The following is a 19,581-nucleotide window of genomic DNA, read 5'->3' as shown; positions in this document are numbered from 1 at the left end:
TGTTCTTTTTCGTTACATTTTGACCGTTCGATCTGATTTATCATCTACCATGGACTTCCATCCTTCAATAGCTAAAAACACACATAGGATAAACAAGACAAAGGCTGATCCAAATAAGAAGTAATTACCGGCAGTAAAGTTGTTATACATTAGGACACCAAGCGCTGACACAGTTACGATAAACATAAATACCATTGGAATAGCCACATAAAACGTCCTTGCTCCTGACTTTTTCAACCAAACAAATACAGCTAATAATGCAAGAGCGCCAAGCATTTGGTTTGCAGAACCGAATAATGGCCAAACTTGTTCCCACGTACCTGTAAAGGCTAAAGCGGCAGCTCCTATTAACCCTGTTACTGTGGCTACATGAGAGTTTTGGAACATTTTTGGTGCACGATTTTCTGTAATTTCTTGAACAGCATAGCGCATTAATCGAGTAGCAGAATCCAGTGTTGTCAATAAAAATGCAGAGGCTGTTAATGCGGCGAACGTAACAGCTGTTGCCTCTGGGATACCCCAGAATGACATAAAGTACCCTATTCCTGCTGCAAATGTTCCAATCGGTCCACCTAGTTCAGCAAGCCTTGCTGCAAAGTCTGCCTGTGTTAAATAAGCTACCGATCCAATCGTAATGATCGCCATAAAAGCCTCTAATAGCATAGCTCCATAGGCAATAAATTTTCCGTTTTTCTCGTTGTCCAACTGCTTAGCAGTTGTTCCTGATGATACAAGCGAGTGAAATCCAGAGATCGCTCCACAAGCAATGGTGATAAATAAAATCGGGAATAAGAAGCCCATTGATTCATGTCTAAACCCAGTATAAGCTGGAAGTTGCATCGTAGGAGATGCAATCAAAATCCCGATTACAGCTCCAAAGATTAACCCATATAATAGAAATGAATTTAAATAATCTCGAGGCTGCAAGAGCAACCATACTGGCATAACAGAAGCGGCATATGCGTAACCAAGTAAAATTAATGACCATGTTGGTGCGCTTAAATGAATTGGAAATTGAATTCCTACCCAAATTGAGAGAAGCATTGCTGCAACACCTAGTATACTAGCTACAACTAGATTCATACGTAATTGATTCACTAAAAATCCAAAAATAATTGCAATTCCTAAAAATAAGATTGAAGCTGTTGCCGCTTCGGGTACAGAAACAAATGTGTTTGCTACTAAAATCATGAATACCCCAACAACTAATATGAGAGTAGCAATCGAAAAGGAGAGAAATAAAATTTGGCCACGTCCCCCCATATACTCTTTGATAACGGTTCCAATTGATTGAGCTTTGTGACGAATGGAAGCTTGTAACGATGTATAATCATGTACGCCCCCTACAAAAATACTACCGATAATAATCCAAATGACAGCAGGTAGCCACCCAAATACAACAGCGGCAATGGGACCTGTAATAGGACCTCCACCAGCAATGGTTGCGAAATGATGTCCTAGTAGCACAGGCTTCTTAGCTGGCACGTATTCTACTCCATCATTTACTTCGACAGCGGGTGTTACTCTATTAGGATCTACCTTCATTTCCTTTTCAAGAAACCTTCCATAAAATCGGTACGCTAATAACAAAACGACACCACAAATCATCATTAAAGTTACAAAATTCATAATCTATTCCCCCTTCTTAAGAGCGTCCTCAAACGCTGTCACAAATTCTTTGCCTTTTTTGTTTACATAGGCTTTTTTATCATTAAGACTTACAATTGCTATATAACGATCAGCCCAGCCATGCCAGCCATATTTCAAAAACTGAATTTTTCTTGCTTTCTTCACGTAATTTTGAAGCTCTTCATTGACAGAATTAGTCGTCACAAGCACTCCAATAAAATAGGTAGACATATGCTCTTGTTTTCCAGGTACAAAGTTTGGAATATTGCGATCTATTGCTTGTGCAAATTGTTGAATTGTTTCTTTTGTCAAATTGTCTACTCGCTTTATAAAAGCATATTGTTGTGTTTCTACGCTCCAAACTTTAACTGATTTAGACATTAAATACTTTTCATCACGTCGCTGAAACTCCGCATAGAAATCCAACGGAATGTCGTCAATACGTTCATCACGATATACATTAAATTGAACCGTATATTGATTTGCCATTTCATTAATGAACGTTTCTACATGTGTTTCAGTCATCGCGATCCCACCTAGTCAAGTTCTTATTTGAGTTTGAAAATTCTGATATCTAAACTTAAAAAATCTCTAAATCCTGATGCGTTAATAAATCATCTCTTCCTTCCACTCGCATTCCTCCTTATATGCTCTCTACTGTCAAGCACTTTAGTAGAAATATTCACATAATTCTTTAAACTAATCTCATTATACATAAATACAAGCAAGATACAACTATTTTTGCTTGATTTTCCAAAAAAATCATTAAATAGGTCCTATTTCTTTTGTTATACATCAAAAAGCTACAGAAGGAGGATTCACCAACTGTAGCTTTTCACTCGAATTACAAATGTTCTAGTTTGTTTTTTACATCTTTCAACGTCGGGAGAGCGGTCATTGCTCCCCTTTTCGATGCAGCAAGTGCTCCTGATACCGATGCAAATGTTAGAATCTCTTTCCAGCGTGCCATTGTCAAATCAATCGTTTTTTCTTCATTGATATTATAAAGAATCCCGGACACAAAAGCATCTCCAGCTCCCGTTGTATCGACTGTTTCTACTTTCATAGCAGGTACATAAGCCGTTTCACCATTTATATGTACATAACTTCCTTTTGCACCATACGTAATAAGAAGTACAGGAATGTCGTATTTAGCTAACGTAGAAATACCAGCCTCTAATTCTGTTTCACCTGTTAAGAATTCCAATTCCTCATCCGAAATTTTCACAACATCAGCCTTGTTCATCATAGAAAAAATGGTCTCTCTCGCTTGATCATCAGAAGGCCATAAGCTTAAACGTAAGTTCGGATCATAGGAAATAATTAACCCATTTTCTTTTGCTTTTTGTACAGCATGTACTGTAGCTGATTTACTTGGTTCACTAATCATCGAGATTGATCCAAAATGTAGAACTTTGTACTGTTTAAGCCAAGGCTCATCAATATCCTCACTCGTTAAAAAGCGATCTGCACTAGGATCGATATAAAAACTAAAATTGCGCTCACCTGTTTTATCTAACGTAACAAAAACGACTCCCGTACGCGCTTCGTCAGTTAACGTCATTTGAGTTGTATCAACTTCATGACTTTGTAATGTTTCTTTCATGAACTTCCCTAATACATCATTACCGACTTTCCCTAAGAAACTTGACTTGGCTCCTAGTTTTGCAACTGCTACAGCTACATTAGCAGGTGCTCCTCCCGGGCTTTTTTGGTATGTCGTGTTCTCTGCATCAAGAGGAATAAAATCAATTAACGCTTCACCTAAACAAATAATCCCATTCATATCCTTATACCTCTTCTCCATTATTTCGTTGAATGCGTTGTATGTGTAATGTTAAATAAACTAATTCAGATGGAGGAAGAACATACTCGTATGATTCTAATAAGTAATGTCCTAACTCTACTGCCGTATTGTAAGCCGACTTGTGCTTTTCTTTAACGAGTTCATTCATATCATGATCAACATCGTCAAAAGGTTTTCCTTCTGATACTCGTCTTAAAGCAAAGTTTAAATGGGTCATTAAACGCTGATATGAGATTGAATCTTCTTCTACTTTTACACCGAGCTTAGATTCGATTTTCTGAATTAATTCATTGACCAATACGGTTGTACTAACGGTTTCATCCATTGTGTACGTATTCAATTTTGCCGTATGAAGATGCAAAGCGATATGTCCCGCTTCATCTTCTGGTAATTGAACCTCTAACTTGTCATTGATAAATTGGAGCGCCCATAACCCGATTTCATATTCAGCAGAATAAAGAACGCGAATCTCATTTAACAATTTGTTCTTTAATTGAAAACCCTGCTTTTTCCGTTCGATAGCGAATGATACATGGTCGGTTAACGCAACATGGACATGCTCATGCAATTTTGTTTTCAATACTTTTTCAGCATATGTAATAATTTCTTCGGCCAGTGCAATATGTTCCTCTGGAAGTTGATCAATAATTTGTGTGAATTTTTCATATTCCACTTTATCTTTCATCACAAAAACTTTTTCAATTTTGTCTGGAGAGATAATATCGTTTTTCCGTTTCCCAAAAGCAATACCCGAACCCATAACAATAATTTCTTCTTCTCCTTCTTTCACAACAACGACATTGTTATTTAACAACCTGTTAATTTTCATGTTTGTAACTCCCTGTTACAGTTTTAAGGTTAAGAGAAGAGTCTGTCCAGCAACTGTTTCTAGTCCAGTCTCTTTATGTAGATCCTTTACTGCATCCATATTTGTAATAACAATAGGGGTAATGGTGCTTGTTGCATTAGCCTTAACCAATTCAAGGTCAAACTCAACTAAGAGATCACCAACTTGAACGTAATCGCCTTCCTTTACATGTGAAGTAAATCCGTCTCCTTTCATATTAACTGTATCAAGGCCAATATGTAACAAAATTTCAATTCCACTATCCGTTTTTAATCCAATCGCATGCTTTGTTGGGAATACTTGAATTACACGCCCACTAACAGGCGCTAATGCTACCCCTTCGGATGGTTCAATTGCAAAACCATCTCCCATCATCTTTTGTGCAAACATTGGATCTGGAACATTTTCAAGAGGTACCAGTTCACCTGAAATAGGAGCGAAAATCACTTCTTGTGTTTGTCCATTCTTTTCTTCTTTTTTTCCTAAACCGAACAATTTCTTTAACATAAAATTCTCCTTTTTCACTACATTTATACATAAAAAAAAGACCTAAAAACACAGAGGGGGATTCTCCACCTCTACAATTTTAAGTCTTGCCTGAATAGAACAGTAACAAGCTTGCCTATTAACTTAGTTCAATTTTAATATGACTATAAAACGCTGTCAATTGTATTAGACTAAACAAAGAATAAAGCTCAATATATGATAGTAAGAAGTTTGCATTAGAGGTTCTAAAAGAGTCCATTTTCACCTTCTTACTTGTTAACTCATACTCTAAAATGGAGTTAGCAGAATAAAGGATGGAATGGATTTTAATATAAAGAAAGCAATTTCCCATTCCCCTTTGTTTTTCAATAAGTACAAAGTTCTACATCAAATTGGTGAAACCGTTTGAAATTTGTCAAAAGCTGATTATGATTGTTATAAATTCAGACATAATGACTATGCAAAAGAATGATTATAAGGTATGATCTTTTTTAGTAATTGGTAAAAAATATGTCGTAAAGGAAGGTCAAAATGCTCAGTCAATTAGACAATTTATTCATTCTTGAGGCTTATGAACAATCGGTAAAACTAAACTTAGATACTGAATTCATTTCTCTCTTAAAAACAGAATTGATAAGGAGAGGCATATTTGATGAGACCCAAACGGATTTTATTGTTTAACTTTGACTTTCAGCTCATAGACATTTAAGGTCAGGTGATTTATTTTGTTTAGGAAAATATTGAGTCTTATTAAAAGAACCCCTTGCGCTTTTTGCCGGTCAACTACACCATTTATGCAAAAGTATAAAAATGATCGTCAGGAGATCATATCTGTATGTGAAAAGTGTCTTGAATACGCTGAGCGACGAGCTTTCACCAAATTGAAATAGTACTTTTTCTCTCACTTCTCTTCCTCTTTTATTTTTTTACCCCCTCCTTTAAAAACGAACGAATTTTTTATTATGCGGTTTATTTATTCGCTTTTTTTAAAAAAACTCTTCCTTTCTTTCACTTTTTCTACTATACTTACCCGTGTACACAAACAATCAAATATGAAACTCGTATAAAATTGGGAATATGGCCCAAAAGTCTCTACCAGGCTACCGTAAATGGCTTGACTACGAGTGCACGGATTACCGCTTTGTTGCCGGATATCTAGGTCACTCGTAGAAAAGTACCTAGATATCCGGTTTTTTATTTGAACAAATTAGGAGTGAAAGAAATGGAACGATTAAAACAGGCGATTCGAACAAAAGGGAACGTTCTATCTAATGAAGTGTTGAAAGTGGATACGTTCTTAAACCATCAAGTGGACGTAGAGTTGATGGGTGCAGTTGGAGAGGAATTCGCTCGTTTATTTAAGGATAGTGAGATTACAAAAATACTTACCATTGAATCTTCAGGTATTGCACCTAGCTTCATGGCCTCAGCACGTCTTGCTGCTCCACTAATTTTTGCAAGAAAAAAGAAATCTCTCACGATGAATGACAATGTATTTGTTAGTAAAGTCTATTCCTTTACAAAAAGAGAAACGAATGACATTACCGTCTCTAAAGATTTTCTTACTTCTGAAGACCGTGTGTTAATTATTGATGACTTTTTAGCAAATGGTCAAGCCGCACTAGGACTCATCGATATCGTTGAACAAGCAGGTGCAACTGTAGCTGGACTTGGCATTGTTATTGAAAAGTCTTTCCAGGACGGACGAAAACTAATAGAAGAAAAAGGTTATCGAATTGAATCTTTAGCCAGAATTCATTCTTTAGAAAACGGACATGTAACATTTGTCGATGAATTAGTAACAACAAACAACAACTAACAATTTGAGGAGAGAACATCATGAGGACGAAAACCATTCACTATCCCCTATATAAAAAAGAAGATACGGATGCATTCTTTGCTTTATTTCAAAATAATTTAGCCAATTTTGTTATCATTGCTGTCACAATGTTAGGATTGGGCTTTCCAGCAAGTATCGTTTTCGGTAAAGTCATTCCTGGAGCAGCTGTCGCTGTAATGGTAGGAAATTTGTATTACGCTTATATGGCAAAACGCTTAGCAGAAAAAGAAGGCCGAACCGATGTAACAGCTCTTTCTTATGGAATTAGCACACCTGTAATGTTTGTCTTCCTATTTGGTGTTCTTGCTCCTGCGAATGCGTTAACAGGAGATCCTGAACTTGCTTGGAAAATTGGTGTCGCTGCTGCGTTGTTAAGTGGTCTTGTAGAAGTGCTTGTCAGCTTTAGTGGAAAGTGGGTCCGTGACCGCTTACCTCGTGCTGCCATGCTTGGAGCAATTGCAGGGGTTGCGTTAACTTTCGTTGCTGGTGAAATGTTATTTAACACATTTTCAATCCCTGTTGTTGGACTTGTTTCCCTTGCAATTATATTAGTTGGGATTGTCGCTAAAATTGCCATGCCTTTTCGCATTCCCGCTTCTTTATTTGCTGTATTGGCTGGAACTATACTAGCTTTTGCATTAGGTTACCAATCCCCTACTCAAATTGCAGAAGGCCTAGCCAACATTGGGTTTTACCCAATCTTACCAACGTTTGCTGCTTTTGAAGGAATGACCTATTTATTTGGGGCATTAATTGGTATTTTAGCTGTTCTTATTCCGATCACTTTATATAATGCAATTGAAACCATGAACAATGTTGACGCGATGGCGGCTGCTGGAGATTCATACGACATTCGCGAATGTCAAGCAGTTGATGGAGTTGGTACGATGATCGGTGCCTTTTTCGGAGGTTTATTCCCGACAACCGTTTATATTGCGACAGTTGGTTCAAAACAAATGGGTGCTGGTAGAGGTTATAGCATTTTAAATGCTATTGTATTTGGAATAGCTGCAATGACTGGAGTTATTGCAGCATTATCCGCTATTATTCCACTAGCTGCCGTGGCCCCGATTTTAGTTTTCGTTGGGATGTCAATGGTCGGCACAGCGTTCTTATCAAATGATAGAAAGTATTATCCTGCTGTTGCGATTGCAATGTTACCTTATTTAGCTAATTATGTCATGACACGTTTTAATAATGCAGCGGGAGAAGTAGTCGCGAATATTTCGACTGGAATTGTTCCACTTGGCCAAGGGGCCATGTTCACTGCCATCTTATTAGGCGCAATAACAGTTGCCATTATTGATCATAACTTTAAACAAGCAATAGTCTTCTCTTGCATTGCTGCTTTCTTATCGTTTGTTGGTTTCATGCATGCTCCTGCTTTAGCGATTAATGCAGCTCCTGATTTCGCTATCGGATATCTTTTAGTTGCTGTATTCTTCGGTTATGCTGCAATGACACAACGATCGAGATTACAAGAAACAAAACAGGAAACAACAATGAAAAAATCAGCTTAAAGTAAGGCTATTATTTTAGAGATTCCCCAAAAGGTTCAATAAACCTTCTAGGGAATCTTTTTTAATGTTCATAGATCATTTTTCGTGTCATCCCTCCATCAATGGTTATGTTTTCTCCATTAATAAAACTATTGGATTCAGCTGATAAAAAAAGACATGCCTGCGCTATATCGTCTGGATTTCCAACACGTTTTGAAAAGTGCTGTTCATGATCAATCGGCCTTAGTTCGTTTTGACTTCCTGTATGAATCCACCCCGGGCTAATGGCATTCACTTGGATTCCGTATTCTTGAAAAGAAGCAGCCAGTGCGTGAGTTAACGACACAACCGCTCCTTTTGAAGCGGCATATGCTTCTGAATTAGGTTCAGACATCACCGCTCTTGTTGAAGCCAAGTTGATGATAGATCCTTTTTTTTGTTTTTTCATGACCTTTGCTACTTCTCTTGAAAATAAGAAAACACTTCTTACATTTGTTTGCTGTATATCATCCCACTGATCTACTGTTAGTTCAAATGGTGACGTAAACTTAGATAACCCAGCGTTATTTATTAACACATCAATTTTTGCATATTCCTTCTCTACCTGTTTTACCGTCTCCATAATATGTTCTTCTTTCCTTACATCACATAAGATTGGGTACGCCTCCCCTCCCTCATTTGAAATGAATGATGCAACATCCTTTGCTTTCATTTCGTCAATATCTGTTACTATTACGACATCTCCATTTGCTCCATACGCTCTTGCTATCGCAGCGCCAATCCCTTGTCCAGCTCCTGTAACGATGACAACTCGCTTGTCCATTCCTAACGCCTCTTTCTTCATAAAATTTGAATAAGATGTCTACAGTCTACCTTAAAATTCCTTTAGTTCATACAAAATGCCATTCTGTTCATTACAAAAAAAACGACTTTAAAAGGAAAATCCTCTCATAAGTCGTTTTTCTCACCCTAGGGGGAAAGGATAGATTCGGCCACATCTAACCTTTCTCTATACACTATGCTATAAATAAAGATTCGTTCACTTCCCACTAAACTAGCAAATTACGTTTCCATTGTTTCAATCATTTTTGACAACTCAGTGTTAAGCTTATCCAACTCTGCAAATCGTTGACTCATGGCAACAATGTAATCATTTTGTTCTTCGACTGAAGCGAACACCTCTTCAACCATTGCGCTTGACTCCTCAGTAACGTGAGCTACAGAAGATAATTCAGAAGTAATCGTATGTGATGACGATTCTAATTTTTTAACCAATTTCTCAAGGGCTGTTGAAGACGTGACAACACTATTTACTTTTGTAAGAACATTAGCTAATTGCGTTTCTGTTTGTTCGGTTTTAACTTTACTTATTTTAATTGAATGATCACTCTTTGAGATTTCATTTGCAACGTTTTCCGTACGTTTTGTTATTTGATTTAAAATAATTGCAATTTCTTTCGTTGATTGTTGCGAATCAACAGCTAATTTCCGAACTTCACTTGCCACAACAGCAAAGCCTTTTCCATGCTCCCCTGCTCTTGCTGCTTCAATAGCCGCATTCAAAGCTAATAAGTTTGTTTGCTCGGAAATAGTGTCAACCGAAGTTAAGATTGTTCCAATTTGGTTCGTACGGTCCTTTAAATCCTGCATGGCTCGATGCGTGCCCTCAACCATTTTTTGTAAATGGGTGATTTCTATCGATACTTGCTTTATTCCATTATAGCTTTCTGTCGTTTCCAGTAAACTTTCAGAAGCAAATAGATTCATACTAGTTGCATGTTGAGACACGTCTCTTACAGCTAAATCTTGTTCCGTCATTTGTCCATTCATATCCGTTATACTTGCAGCTTGATGCTCTACTCCTTTTGACACCTCTTGAAACGTTTGGACGAGTTGCATTGAAACAGAGCTTGTCGACTCGACATCTTGTTGAACGTGCTTGCTAACATTTTGAATAACTGATGATGTATTTTTAACCTTTAATAATAGTTGCTCAATTTGCTGCTTCCCACTCATAGCTCGTTCAGCCTGTTCAGCTATAGACTGTTTCATCTTTTCACCAATACGAGCTTGCGAAATTAAGATGCTGCTTAATAGAAGAACAAATAAATTTAAGGAAACAAGTACATCGTTTCCTAAACCTGAAAACATGGTTTCATTTAAAAAAATAAAGAAATAATTGGTAAGGAAAAGGCCAATAGCTCCAGATAACGCAATGACTAAATAATGATGATATAAACTTATAATGGCTAAACTTATGTAAACCATCAAATAATTTGATAACTTTGGAGAAGTCATTCCCATGACAAAAGTCAATATTCCAAAAGAGATCGCTACGATATATGGTACAAATAATGGAATCCATTTTTTGAAGCTTATAATTGTGATGATGAAAGCTAATGTTACCCCTGTAAAACTATAAGCAAGAATTCCCGCTAAAGACACCCCACTAATAAAATTACTAACAAGCCCAAGAAAAAACATAAACCAAATTAGTTTCGAAAGTAATTTATTTCGCTCAACGAAAATTTCCGCATTGCTCGGCATCGCCTCAACCCCTTTATGAATGATTATTCACTCATATTTTTTCTCTTTACTATAACATAACCGAAGCTTCTCGAAAACTAGTAAAATTATGCCCCTTCTAGTACATCTAAGGAGGGTACTGAAAAAGGTCGAATTTCACCTTTTTCAATGCCCTCACATCTAAGTAAAGAAGGGGCATAATTTTGTTATTTTTTTACTAGATCATTTACAAGATCAATAAGTTCAATTGGGCTAAACGGTTTAATTAAAATAGAATCTGCACCACTATCTAACATCTCCTGCTTGTCTTGTGCCTGGCCTTTTGCTGTTAGCATTAGAATTTTTTGGTGTGTTGCTGTAGTAGCAGATTCTCTAATTTTTTTTAAAACTTCTAAACCTGTCATATTTGGCATCATATAATCAAGAATAAGCAAATCGTATTGCTTTTGATTATACATTTCCATTGCCTCTTCCCCATCTCCAGCTTCATCAATTTCATAACCCTCATCTTCTAACGTATCGACAATTAACATCCGTAAAACATCTTCATCGTCCGTAACAAGTATTCTTTTCACACATACTCCCCCAAACTACTCCTTTGATATTCCTTTTCTTGTCATAACGCCCCAATCCGAACGTTTTCTAATTCCTTGCCATAACCCTTGGATTCTCCACCAAATGTTGAGAGGGCGATACCAAAACATCTCTGTACTAGCATAAAAAAAGAGAGTTAACAGATGTCTCTTTTTTGGATATCTTTTTAGGCTCCACTCTTCTAAAAGTACACCACACATTGAAATGTAGCTTCCATAAAACCATGTCACGACAAGTAGCATGACACTTAATTCAATAGGAATAAAAGAAAATAATAACCCTAAAATAATATAAAGGTAGGCCAACCCTTCGATTACAGCCCCTAGTAACTCTATAAGAACAAAATACGGCATGGAAATAAATCCAACTTTTTTATACTTTGGGTTTAAAAGCATCTTGTAATGTGTTCGTAGTGTCTCAAAAAGGCCTCGTTGCCAGCGAGTACGTTGCCTTCTCAAAATCGCTAATGAATCAGGCGCTTCCGTCCAACAAACCGGATCTGGAATATAACGTATTTGCTTATTAGACTTTTCTTCAGCTAGGACTTTGTGGAGCCTCACGACTAACTCCATGTCTTCTCCGACGGTGTCCTGCTTATACCCTCCAGCCTTTACGACCCATCCCTTATTGAATACACCAAAGGCACCGGATATGATTAAAAGTAAATTATGTTTGCTTAAACTTACTCTTCCAATTAAGAACGCGCGTAAGTATTCAATAATTTGTAGCGTTACAATTGGATTACGAGGCAAGTTTACATTCATCACTTCTCCTTTTTCAATTCTGCATCCGTTTGCGATTCTTACACTTCCACCAGTAGCAATGACTTGTTCATTTGAGTCAATGATAGGTTTCATTGCTTTCAACAACGCATCTGGTTCAAGCATTGAATCTCCATCAAGTGAACATACATATGGGAAGCGAGATGTGTTAATTCCTGCATTTAACGCGTCTGCTTTTCCTCCATTAAGCTTATCGACAACGACAAGGTTCTCAAATAAAGTCGAACGATAAATCCCAATTATCTCTTTAGAAAGAACTTGTTTTCGCACCGTCATTGTAACTGGTTCCATCTTATAAGCGTTAATCATCTTTGTAAGAGTCTCATCCGTTGAGCCATCATTAATTACAATGATTTCGTATTCAGGATAATTCATACTCAGTAACGATCTAACACTACTAACAACGCCGGCTTCTTCATTGAAAGCTGGAACAAGAATGGAAATTGGTTTCGTATCTCTACTTACTAATAAATCATCATACGGCACTTTTTGATTTAGTCCACGCTCTCTTCGTAACGTAATGGCCGAAAGTAAAAACAAGACAAAGTAAAAGACCGAAGCACCTATCATATAAAGAAAAATAAGCCAGCCAAAAAAATCAATTACATTCATTTTATCTCTCCTACCGCCTCTCCTAACCATTGATAAGCAGTATCCCGAGCAAATGGATCATCACTCGTCTCATAAACATACTCTAAAATGAGCAACCCATCTTCATAATTAGCAAGCGCTTCTGCAGCTGCTTGGCGTACCCACCAACTTTCATCTGATAATAAGGTGACAAGAGCGGAACTATATCGTTTTCTTTTTAATTGCCCTGCCACTCTAGCAAACATCATTCTTTCAACCCAAAATTCTGACTGATGAAAGATGGTTAGTTCTTCCTCTTTTGATGTATGTTCGTACTCTGAAATTGCCTTTAATGCTCGAACTCTCACTTCCTGAAATTCAGAAAAAAGAAGCTGATCAAAGAAAGGCAAAAATGACTGTTCTTTTGTCTCCATGGCAATATCAAGAAGAGCCAATTGAACATTCTCATTTAATTCTTCCAAGTGGTTTTTCATCAAATACATAAGCATCGAAATTTCAAATCTTCGAAAACATTCCTTCAATAGAAAGGTAGGCCAATTCGGTGATTTCTTAACTTGCTCAACAATTCTTTTATCATTTAGTTTTGCTAATGTGCGAATCATTTGATACTTCTCTTCGATTGACGCACGGTTTGTTTGAAAATAGTTCCATATTTCGTTCTTTAATGACGTCATCTCAAATTCTTCAGTATAGTAAAGAGCATTCATCCTTTCACTCCATACACCACTTTTTAGTCTTTTTCTATAGATCGAAGTAAATTCACTCTGACATAACACTTTAAGATGCTTTTTCGCTTGTTCATCATTAAATATTTGTAAATAGTGACTGATCGTTTCTTCAAGAACACTATAAAACAGGGAAGTTCGTTTGTATTTTAGAGGAATATCCTCTATTCGTCCCCTCGCAACATCTTCAACTACCTTTATCAGTTCTACTGTAAGGGCTTCTTTTTTTCTTGCATGTTGTTGAGCAATTTGTTTCTGAAATAGCAAGTAAAGGAGCAGTACGAGATTGATAACTAACAATCCGACAATTAATAAAAAAACATACGCCATTTTTTTGACTCCTTAAGTGAAAGTTCGATGAATCAACCTTTTGATTCTTGCCAGCAATTCATCTAACTTAAACGGTTTTGTTACGTAATCATCTGCACCCATATCAAGTGCTCTAATGATTTCTTTCTCGTTGTTTCTCCCTGTTAACATTAAGATAACGACTTTACCTTCTGGATATTTTTCACGAATTTTACCAACCAATTCAAGCCCGTCTATTCTTGGCATAATTCGATCAAGTATAATGATATGTCTTTCACGAGGTTTATACCAATCAGATTGTAGAAATGATTCCCCTTCGCGGTAACTCGTCGTATTGATTCTTATCCCATCAACCTTTATCGTCTGAATATTATCCGTTAACACTTGACGAATAATAGGATCATCATCCACAACATAAACGTGAACTTGACTATGAAACTTCTTAACAGAATGTGAATCATAGATCGCCACTTGATTACGCCCATTTCCTTTGGCTTCATATAATGCTTGATCGGCCTCTTCCATTAAGGGTTGTATTGTTTGGACAGTTCTTTTCATTTCCGTTAATCCTGCAGAAAAGGACATTTGAAAAGAATCATTTCCTTCTTTGAAGACAAGCTTATGAAACTCTTCTAAAAACCGGTTTATCGTAAGAAGAGCTTGATCTTTTGAAGTGTGTGGGAACAAAATGAGAAATTCTTCTCCACCTAAACGAAAAACCATATCTAACTTTCTTTTCGACTTGTTTAAAAATGAAACAAATGATTGTAACACTTTGTCTCCAACTTGATGTCCATAACGATCGTTTACTTGTTTAAAATGATCCAAATCTACCATTGCAACGGAGAACATTTCATCATAACGATTGAACGTCTCAATTAAACGCTTTGCTTCAATTTCTAGAAAACGCCTAGAAAACGCACCGGTTAATTCATCAATCATAACTGATCTTTGAATAAGACTCCGATAGTCCAGACGATTTTTTAAGCGGATAAGAAAATCTTCTTTTTCAAGTGGCTTCGTAAAATAGTCCGTTACCCCTTTTCGATAAGCTTCTTTTTCTATTGCTCGGTCCGCTTCAGCACTTACCATCACAACTGGTATAAATTTATTTCTTGCACGTCCAAGCAATTGGTCTAATAAGTGAAAAGATTCAACACCAGGAATAATATAATCAACTATGACACAGTCCGGGCGTTGGTTCATATATAATTGCATCCCTTTTTCAGCTGTTAGGGCTGCTAGCACGACATATCCGTCTTCTTCTAACATTCTTTTTGTAAAATCGACAAAATCATGGTCATCATCAATGAGTAAGATAAGAGGTTTAAATTCATTTTCTTCCTCTTCACTATCAATCGCCTCATTCATTTTAGCCTCTTGGTGATCCACATCATTGTGAAATTGAGCAAGCATAGGTTCTAATTCTTTAAATGTCCAATGATCTCTTTCTTGATTCTTTACGTATTGAAGATGTTCTTTTGCAGAATCAGCAAATTCCTGCAAACCAATTGTAGCACCTGTTCCAACTACTGAATGAAAAAAGCGTATTACTGCCGTTTGTGAAACAACACCTTCTTCTTTCCACTTCGTAATCGTTTCATTCATTCGTTCAAGAAATTTAGATTGATACCGTTCCATTACAGTCTCCTTTAACCAATTGCTTTGACATATACGTTATGACCATTATAGTTCATAAATCAGATTTTTCGACGAATTTTATAAAAATAAATAAGAAAACAGGTGACAATTTTTTTCCAAATTGATTAAATTCATATTTAAAGAGAATAGAGAAGAAAAGGACCACCTATTGAGGAAATGCTACGTTTATTAGAGAAATAAGATGTCTCGAACAATTCATTAAAAAATGTACTCGAGACACCTCGTTTTGTTACTTGTTTATCAAGTTCTTTCTATCTTCCATTTTGGGCGCCTCTTCCATCCAACCATGCTTAACTAATAATTTAGCCCCATCTGTCGCAAAATCAAATATATCCTTCGCACCTAGCATGACAACAGGCGGAATATCGTTTCTTAAACTAAATGACGTCCCAAATGCATTACTACCTAACGAAAAACTGCATAATAAGCTTGTACAATACATCATCATTTTATCGGAAAAGGGTGGAACAACAGAAGTCGTCACAGTTCCACCTTCAATCGATGGAACTTGAATGTCTCCTTTCGTTAACACCTTGCTGAAATTCTCAATAAGCTGCTTTGACAACTTTATTCCTCTCGTAAAATATTTTTTTATATCATCGTTTTGTGCGGTTTGCGCAAAGCCTTTCATCAAGTTCAGCCCAATTACATTGTTTTCGATCGCATGATAAAGATGAGCGACTTCAACTGTTGTAAGAGAACGCTTTTCTCCAAATTTAATGCCTTTCAAATAATCTTGCTTCGTTGCAAATTCAATTTCAGTTGGCATGGTTACGTGTGGCGGCCTTACTAATACACCTTTCTCTATCAAGTAGTTAGTGCACTTAATAAAATATTGCTGAGTTATTGAGGTTAATTCTTGAGTTAAGGTCAAAAGATCTTTCCTATATACCATTCCAAGATGTAGCGTATGCATCCCCATGCTTACAGCTTTCATGACTCTTGTGAAATGAATATCAAAATAATTCTCATATAGTGTTGGAGCATCAATGTGAACATCTTTTTCACTATATCCTTCTGGAACAACAGCTCCTTCTTCCTGAAAGATCGCCTTCATCCTCTTGATGTATGTGTCCATTCCATTTGCTAAGTTCGACATAATTTCTTTTGATTCTGGATTTTCTGCTTTTGCAATAAAATATTGCAGCATGGAATATAGCATCGTTTTTTGTTGATATGTCATCCAGAGCGTTCCTAACTCAGATGATGTTATTTTCGGTTCTAATGTCATTATCTACCCTCCATAAATTTGCTGTTGTTACTTTGCCCTTTCTAGAAGATAATCATCCCATTTACTAAGCTTTTTTCATTAGTTCGTTTCGTTTATCTATTTAATTTTCCCCCAAGAAAAAGGAGCTTGGAAAATCCAAGCCCCTTTTACTAGTCGTTATTCTTTATTCTTTATTTTTTATTCTTTATTCTTTATTCTTTAATCTTTACATTATATTTGTTCAACCAATAATCCATTTGAATAAAATGAGCAAGCAGTTGAGGTCCTGCCATTAACTGACCAAAATATGGCTGACCTGTTGGGAAACCGCCAGAGTCAGCAATTTCTTTTAAAGCATCCTTATTGATGAACTCAAAGATAGGTGCATCCTTTTGAGCTAAGATGTCTTGCATCCCCTTCTGTACAGCTGCCGTATATTTTGGATGGTGTGTTTTGGGATAGGGACTCTTCTTTCGATATAGGACATCATGAGGAAGTGTCCCTTCTAAAGCTTTTCGAAGGATCCCTTTTTCCCGACCATCTAGTCGCTTCATCTCCCAAGGGATATTCCAGACATATTCAATAAGTCTGTGATCTGAAAAAGGAACTCGCACTTCTAAACTTGCTCCCATACTCATTCGATCTTTACGATCAAGGAGATTGGTCATAAACCAGATAATATTAAGATAGGAAATTTCCCGACGTCTGGCTTCCTCAGGTGTATCTCCATCAAAGCGAGGTGTTTCTTGAATCGTTTCTTTATAGCGATTATAAACATATTGTTTCAAGTCTAACTTTTGTTTCCAATTATCGTTTAGTAAATTTTCTCGTTCTTCAATTGAACGCATCCATGGGAAACCATCGATATTCATCACTTCCGGTTTATGAAACCATGGATATCCTCCGAAGATCTCATCGGCACACTCACCTGACAAACCAACCGTCACATCCTGTTTGATTTCATGACAGAACCAAATCAAGGATGAATCAATATCCGCCATACCAGGTAAATCACGTACATCGACCGCTTCTTTCAAACGGTTGGCTAACTCATCTATTGAAATCACTTTGTTGTGATGTTCCGTCCCTAAGGCATCGGAAACGACTTTTACCCACGGAGCATCTGAGTTAGGTTGAAAATCATTGGCTTTGAAATATTTGTCATTCTCATCATAATCAATGGAATAGCTCTTTATCGGTCCTTTTCCTTGCTTCTCGTATACTTTAGCAGCAAGAGCTGTTAATGCACTTGAATCAACTCCACCTGAAAGAAACATTCCTACTGGAACATCCGCAAATAGTTGACGTTCAACCGTATCTTCCAATAAATATCGAACATGTTCAGCCGTTTCTTCGACATTATGTTCATGCTTTTTGCTCTTCAATGTCCAATAGCGACTAACCTTTGCTCCATTTCGATCATAAATAAGCATATGCGCAGGACGAAGCTCATTTATGTTATCATACACACCATGCCCAGGTGTTCTTGAAGGGGCAAGACCCATAATTTCAGCAAGCCCTTCTGTCTTTACAACAGGTTCAATATCTCGATGCGCAAGCAATGCTTTTAACTCAGATCCAAAAAGCAAGCATCCATTTCGAACCGTATAAAATAATGGTTTAACCCCTAAACGGTCTCTTGCCATAAAAAGGCTTTCGTCTTTGTCATTCCAAATCGCAAATGCAAAGATCCCATTTAATTTCTCTAAGCATTGATGTCCCCATTCTATATAGGATTTCAACAGTACTTCTGTATCAGAATGACCTTTAAAATCATGCCCACGTGCAAGTAGTTCCTTGCGTATGTCCTCGGTATTGTATAACTCACCGTTGTAAACCATCGTGTACGTTTTGTTTTTATAAGTACGACTCATCGGTTGAACGCCATTCTCTGGGTCAACGACTACTAAACGTGCATGCCCGAAAGCTGCATGTGGTGAAGTCCACACATTTAAATCATCAGGTCCGCGACGATTTAACGTCTCGGCCATCGTATGGATTTGTTTTGATTCTTTTCGTAAATCTTGTCTCCAATCAATCCACCCTGTAATTCCACACATGTATACATCAGCCCCTTTTGGGAAGTTTTCTACAGACTCTTTTTCTGCAGGTGAGTTCTTTTTCTCTTCTCGTGGCCCACTTCAGGCTTATACCCATAAGCTATCTTATTCAACAACTTAGGCAGATGTGCTTAATTTTTCTTTTTCTATATAGCGTCATGTTTTTGTATCCTTCATTCATACGAATGAAAAAAAAAATATATTCTCACTCAATAAGCAGACTATACTCATTAAGACTCGAAAGGGGTTTCGTTTAGTTGCGACAATCAAATCATTCCACCCAAAGGTTTGAAACCAAAAAACAGTACAAAAAGGCATTAAAGAAAAGTCAGTTAGAGCTTTTACAGTTACAACATGAACTTTATGAACTTCAACTGCCTATTATTCTTATTTTTGAAGGATGGGATGCTGCAGGAAAAGGGGGCACCATTAAACGAGTAACCGAACGCCTGGACCCACGCGGATATTCGGTACATGGAATTTCAGCTCCTGATGAACATGAATTACACTATCATTATATGAGGCGCTTTTGGAAAAACCTCCCGAAAAAAGGAGCCATGACGATTTTTGATCGCTCATGGTATGGTCGGGTACTAGTTGAACGTGTTGAATCTTTTGCAACTAAGGCTGAATGGAAAAGAGCCTATGAAGAGATTAATCACACCGAAAAAATGCTTGCTGATGATGGCCATATTATTATGAAGTTTTGGTTGGACATATCAAAAGATGAACAGCTTTCTCGCTTTCAAGCTAGAGCTGAAGATCCTTTTAAAAAGTGGAAATTAACAGACGAAGATTGGCGAAACCGAGAAAAATGGGACGAATATGAGGAAGCCGTTAAAGAGATGATGGAAAAAACAAATACAAATCATGCAAAATGGCATATCATTAATAGCAACGATAAAAAGTCTGCAAGAGTTACAGTAATCGAAACAATCGCAGCTGAATGGAAACAGCATGTAAAAGAAAATAAACCAACAAAAGGGCGATAAGGTCGACTTGAAAGGGAGCTTT

At 37.0% G+C, this 19,581-nt stretch carries 17 protein-coding genes and 1 riboswitch; of the genes, 4 read left to right on the top strand and 13 right to left on the bottom strand.

The annotated features are described in order from the left end of the window. Window positions 1–12: 12 nt before the first annotated feature. The 5 genes from JCM9140_RS06260 to JCM9140_RS06240 all read right to left on the bottom strand — a co-directional run bounded on the left by JCM9140_RS06260 (window position 13) and on the right by JCM9140_RS06240 (window position 4,790). A complete protein-coding gene (locus JCM9140_RS06260) occupies window positions 13–1,629 on the bottom strand; it encodes a carbon starvation CstA family protein (RefSeq protein WP_034743876.1) in 1,617 nt (538 codons plus the stop codon). A 3-nt stretch (window positions 1,630–1,632) separates the two neighbouring features. Beyond that, window positions 1,633–2,154 (bottom strand): DUF8052 family protein, encoded by a 522-nt coding sequence (locus tag JCM9140_RS06255; RefSeq protein ID WP_034743873.1) that lies wholly within the window; start codon window positions 2,152–2,154, stop codon window positions 1,633–1,635. Window positions 2,155–2,473: 319 nt separating this feature from the next. Then, window positions 2,474–3,415: a carbohydrate kinase family protein gene (locus JCM9140_RS06250; RefSeq protein WP_156314812.1), complete on the bottom strand. Its 942-nt coding sequence runs from the start codon at window positions 3,413–3,415 to the stop codon at window positions 2,474–2,476. 4 nt (window positions 3,416–3,419) lie between these two features. Then, on the bottom strand, window positions 3,420–4,265 hold the full coding sequence (locus JCM9140_RS06245; RefSeq protein WP_034743867.1) for a PRD domain-containing protein: 846 nt from the start codon (window positions 4,263–4,265) through the stop codon (window positions 3,420–3,422). A gap of 15 nt (window positions 4,266–4,280) precedes the next feature. Further along, entirely contained in the window at window positions 4,281–4,790 is a 510-nt protein-coding gene (locus JCM9140_RS06240) for a PTS sugar transporter subunit IIA (RefSeq protein ID WP_034743864.1), read from the bottom strand. A 510-nt stretch (window positions 4,791–5,300) separates the two neighbouring features. On the opposite strand from JCM9140_RS06240, the gene sda reads away from it, so the two are divergent. The 3 genes from sda to JCM9140_RS06230 all read left to right on the top strand — a co-directional run bounded on the left by sda (window position 5,301) and on the right by JCM9140_RS06230 (window position 8,129). Beyond that, window positions 5,301–5,450 carry a sporulation histidine kinase inhibitor Sda gene (sda, locus tag JCM9140_RS25150; protein WP_081727589.1) on the top strand — a complete coding sequence of 50 codons (150 nt, stop codon included), beginning with the start codon at window positions 5,301–5,303 and terminating at the stop codon, window positions 5,448–5,450. 358 nt (window positions 5,451–5,808) lie between these two features. Further along, a riboswitch (purine riboswitch) is annotated at window positions 5,809–5,910 on the top strand. 81 nt (window positions 5,911–5,991) lie between these two features. After that, complete coding sequence (locus JCM9140_RS06235) at window positions 5,992–6,588, top strand: xanthine phosphoribosyltransferase (protein ID WP_034743861.1); 597 nt, start codon at window positions 5,992–5,994, stop codon at window positions 6,586–6,588. A gap of 20 nt (window positions 6,589–6,608) precedes the next feature. Beyond that, window positions 6,609–8,129, top strand: a complete 1,521-nt coding sequence (locus tag JCM9140_RS06230; RefSeq protein ID WP_034743858.1) for a SulP family inorganic anion transporter — start codon at window positions 6,609–6,611, stop codon at window positions 8,127–8,129. Window positions 8,130–8,190: 61 nt separating this feature from the next. Here the strand turns inward: JCM9140_RS06230 and JCM9140_RS06225 are convergent, their stop codons facing one another. The 8 genes from JCM9140_RS06225 to asnB all read right to left on the bottom strand — a co-directional run bounded on the left by JCM9140_RS06225 (window position 8,191) and on the right by asnB (window position 18,567). Continuing rightward, a complete protein-coding gene (locus tag JCM9140_RS06225) occupies window positions 8,191–8,931 on the bottom strand; it encodes an SDR family NAD(P)-dependent oxidoreductase (RefSeq protein WP_034743854.1) in 741 nt (246 codons plus the stop codon). Window positions 8,932–9,170: 239 nt separating this feature from the next. Beyond that, window positions 9,171–10,655 carry a methyl-accepting chemotaxis protein gene (locus JCM9140_RS06220; protein WP_034743849.1) on the bottom strand — a complete coding sequence of 495 codons (1,485 nt, stop codon included), beginning with the start codon at window positions 10,653–10,655 and terminating at the stop codon, window positions 9,171–9,173. Window positions 10,656–10,840: 185 nt separating this feature from the next. Then, window positions 10,841–11,209 (bottom strand): response regulator transcription factor, encoded by a 369-nt coding sequence (locus JCM9140_RS06215; RefSeq protein WP_034743846.1) that lies wholly within the window; start codon window positions 11,207–11,209, stop codon window positions 10,841–10,843. A 15-nt stretch (window positions 11,210–11,224) separates the two neighbouring features. Beyond that, on the bottom strand, window positions 11,225–12,622 hold the full coding sequence (locus JCM9140_RS06210) for a glycosyltransferase family 2 protein (RefSeq protein ID WP_034743843.1): 1,398 nt from the start codon (window positions 12,620–12,622) through the stop codon (window positions 11,225–11,227). Then, window positions 12,619–13,656 carry a HEAT repeat domain-containing protein gene (locus JCM9140_RS06205; RefSeq protein WP_034743840.1) on the bottom strand — a complete coding sequence of 346 codons (1,038 nt, stop codon included), beginning with the start codon at window positions 13,654–13,656 and terminating at the stop codon, window positions 12,619–12,621. Before JCM9140_RS06205 ends, JCM9140_RS06210 begins: the two co-directional genes overlap by 4 nt. A 12-nt stretch (window positions 13,657–13,668) precedes the next feature. Then, window positions 13,669–15,276, bottom strand: coding sequence for a GGDEF domain-containing response regulator (locus JCM9140_RS22370; protein ID WP_052002097.1), 1,608 nt, complete (start codon window positions 15,274–15,276; stop codon window positions 13,669–13,671). A gap of 250 nt (window positions 15,277–15,526) precedes the next feature. Next, window positions 15,527–16,528 carry a DUF3231 family protein gene (locus JCM9140_RS06195; protein WP_034743837.1) on the bottom strand — a complete coding sequence of 334 codons (1,002 nt, stop codon included), beginning with the start codon at window positions 16,526–16,528 and terminating at the stop codon, window positions 15,527–15,529. Between the two features lie 191 nt (window positions 16,529–16,719). Next, on the bottom strand, window positions 16,720–18,567 hold the full coding sequence (gene asnB / locus JCM9140_RS06190) for an asparagine synthase (glutamine-hydrolyzing) (RefSeq protein WP_034743833.1): 1,848 nt from the start codon (window positions 18,565–18,567) through the stop codon (window positions 16,720–16,722). Window positions 18,568–18,824: 257 nt separating this feature from the next. On the opposite strand from asnB, the gene JCM9140_RS06185 reads away from it, so the two are divergent. After that, window positions 18,825–19,559, top strand: a complete 735-nt coding sequence (locus JCM9140_RS06185; RefSeq protein ID WP_034743830.1) for a polyphosphate kinase 2 family protein — start codon at window positions 18,825–18,827, stop codon at window positions 19,557–19,559. The last annotated feature ends 22 nt before the right edge of the window (window positions 19,560–19,581 follow it).

It is taken from the genome of Halalkalibacter wakoensis JCM 9140 (assembly GCF_000513095.1).
Lineage (GTDB): Bacteria > Bacillota > Bacilli > Bacillales > Bacillaceae_D > Halalkalibacter > Halalkalibacter wakoensis.
This window is presented reverse-complemented; position numbering and strand designations above follow the sequence as displayed.

What these genes read in the sequence shown, in the direction of transcription:
- JCM9140_RS06260 (WP_034743876.1), bottom strand. Translation starts at nt 1,629, where the DNA reads ATGAATTTTGTAACTTTAATGATGATTTGTGGTGTCGTTTTGTTATTA.
- JCM9140_RS06255 (WP_034743873.1), bottom strand. Translation starts at nt 2,154, where the DNA reads ATGACTGAAACACATGTAGAAACGTTCATTAATGAAATGGCAAATCAA.
- JCM9140_RS06250 (WP_156314812.1), bottom strand. Translation starts at nt 3,415, where the DNA reads ATGAATGGGATTATTTGTTTAGGTGAAGCGTTAATTGATTTTATTCCT.
- JCM9140_RS06245 (WP_034743867.1), bottom strand. Translation starts at nt 4,265, where the DNA reads ATGAAAATTAACAGGTTGTTAAATAACAATGTCGTTGTTGTGAAAGAA.
- JCM9140_RS06240 (WP_034743864.1), bottom strand. Translation starts at nt 4,790, where the DNA reads ATGTTAAAGAAATTGTTCGGTTTAGGAAAAAAAGAAGAAAAGAATGGA.
- sda (WP_081727589.1), top strand. Translation starts at nt 5,301, where the DNA reads ATGCTCAGTCAATTAGACAATTTATTCATTCTTGAGGCTTATGAACAA.
- JCM9140_RS06235 (WP_034743861.1), top strand. Translation starts at nt 5,992, where the DNA reads ATGGAACGATTAAAACAGGCGATTCGAACAAAAGGGAACGTTCTATCT.
- JCM9140_RS06230 (WP_034743858.1), top strand. Translation starts at nt 6,609, where the DNA reads ATGAGGACGAAAACCATTCACTATCCCCTATATAAAAAAGAAGATACG.
- JCM9140_RS06225 (WP_034743854.1), bottom strand. Translation starts at nt 8,931, where the DNA reads ATGGACAAGCGAGTTGTCATCGTTACAGGAGCTGGACAAGGGATTGGC.
- JCM9140_RS06220 (WP_034743849.1), bottom strand. Translation starts at nt 10,655, where the DNA reads ATGCCGAGCAATGCGGAAATTTTCGTTGAGCGAAATAAATTACTTTCG.
- JCM9140_RS06210 (WP_034743843.1), bottom strand. Translation starts at nt 12,622, where the DNA reads ATGAATGTAATTGATTTTTTTGGCTGGCTTATTTTTCTTTATATGATA.
- JCM9140_RS06205 (WP_034743840.1), bottom strand. Translation starts at nt 13,656, where the DNA reads ATGGCGTATGTTTTTTTATTAATTGTCGGATTGTTAGTTATCAATCTC.
- JCM9140_RS22370 (WP_052002097.1), bottom strand. Translation starts at nt 15,276, where the DNA reads ATGGAACGGTATCAATCTAAATTTCTTGAACGAATGAATGAAACGATT.
- JCM9140_RS06195 (WP_034743837.1), bottom strand. Translation starts at nt 16,528, where the DNA reads ATGACATTAGAACCGAAAATAACATCATCTGAGTTAGGAACGCTCTGG.
- asnB (WP_034743833.1), bottom strand. Translation starts at nt 18,567, where the DNA reads ATGTGTGGAATTACAGGGTGGATTGATTGGAGACAAGATTTACGAAAA.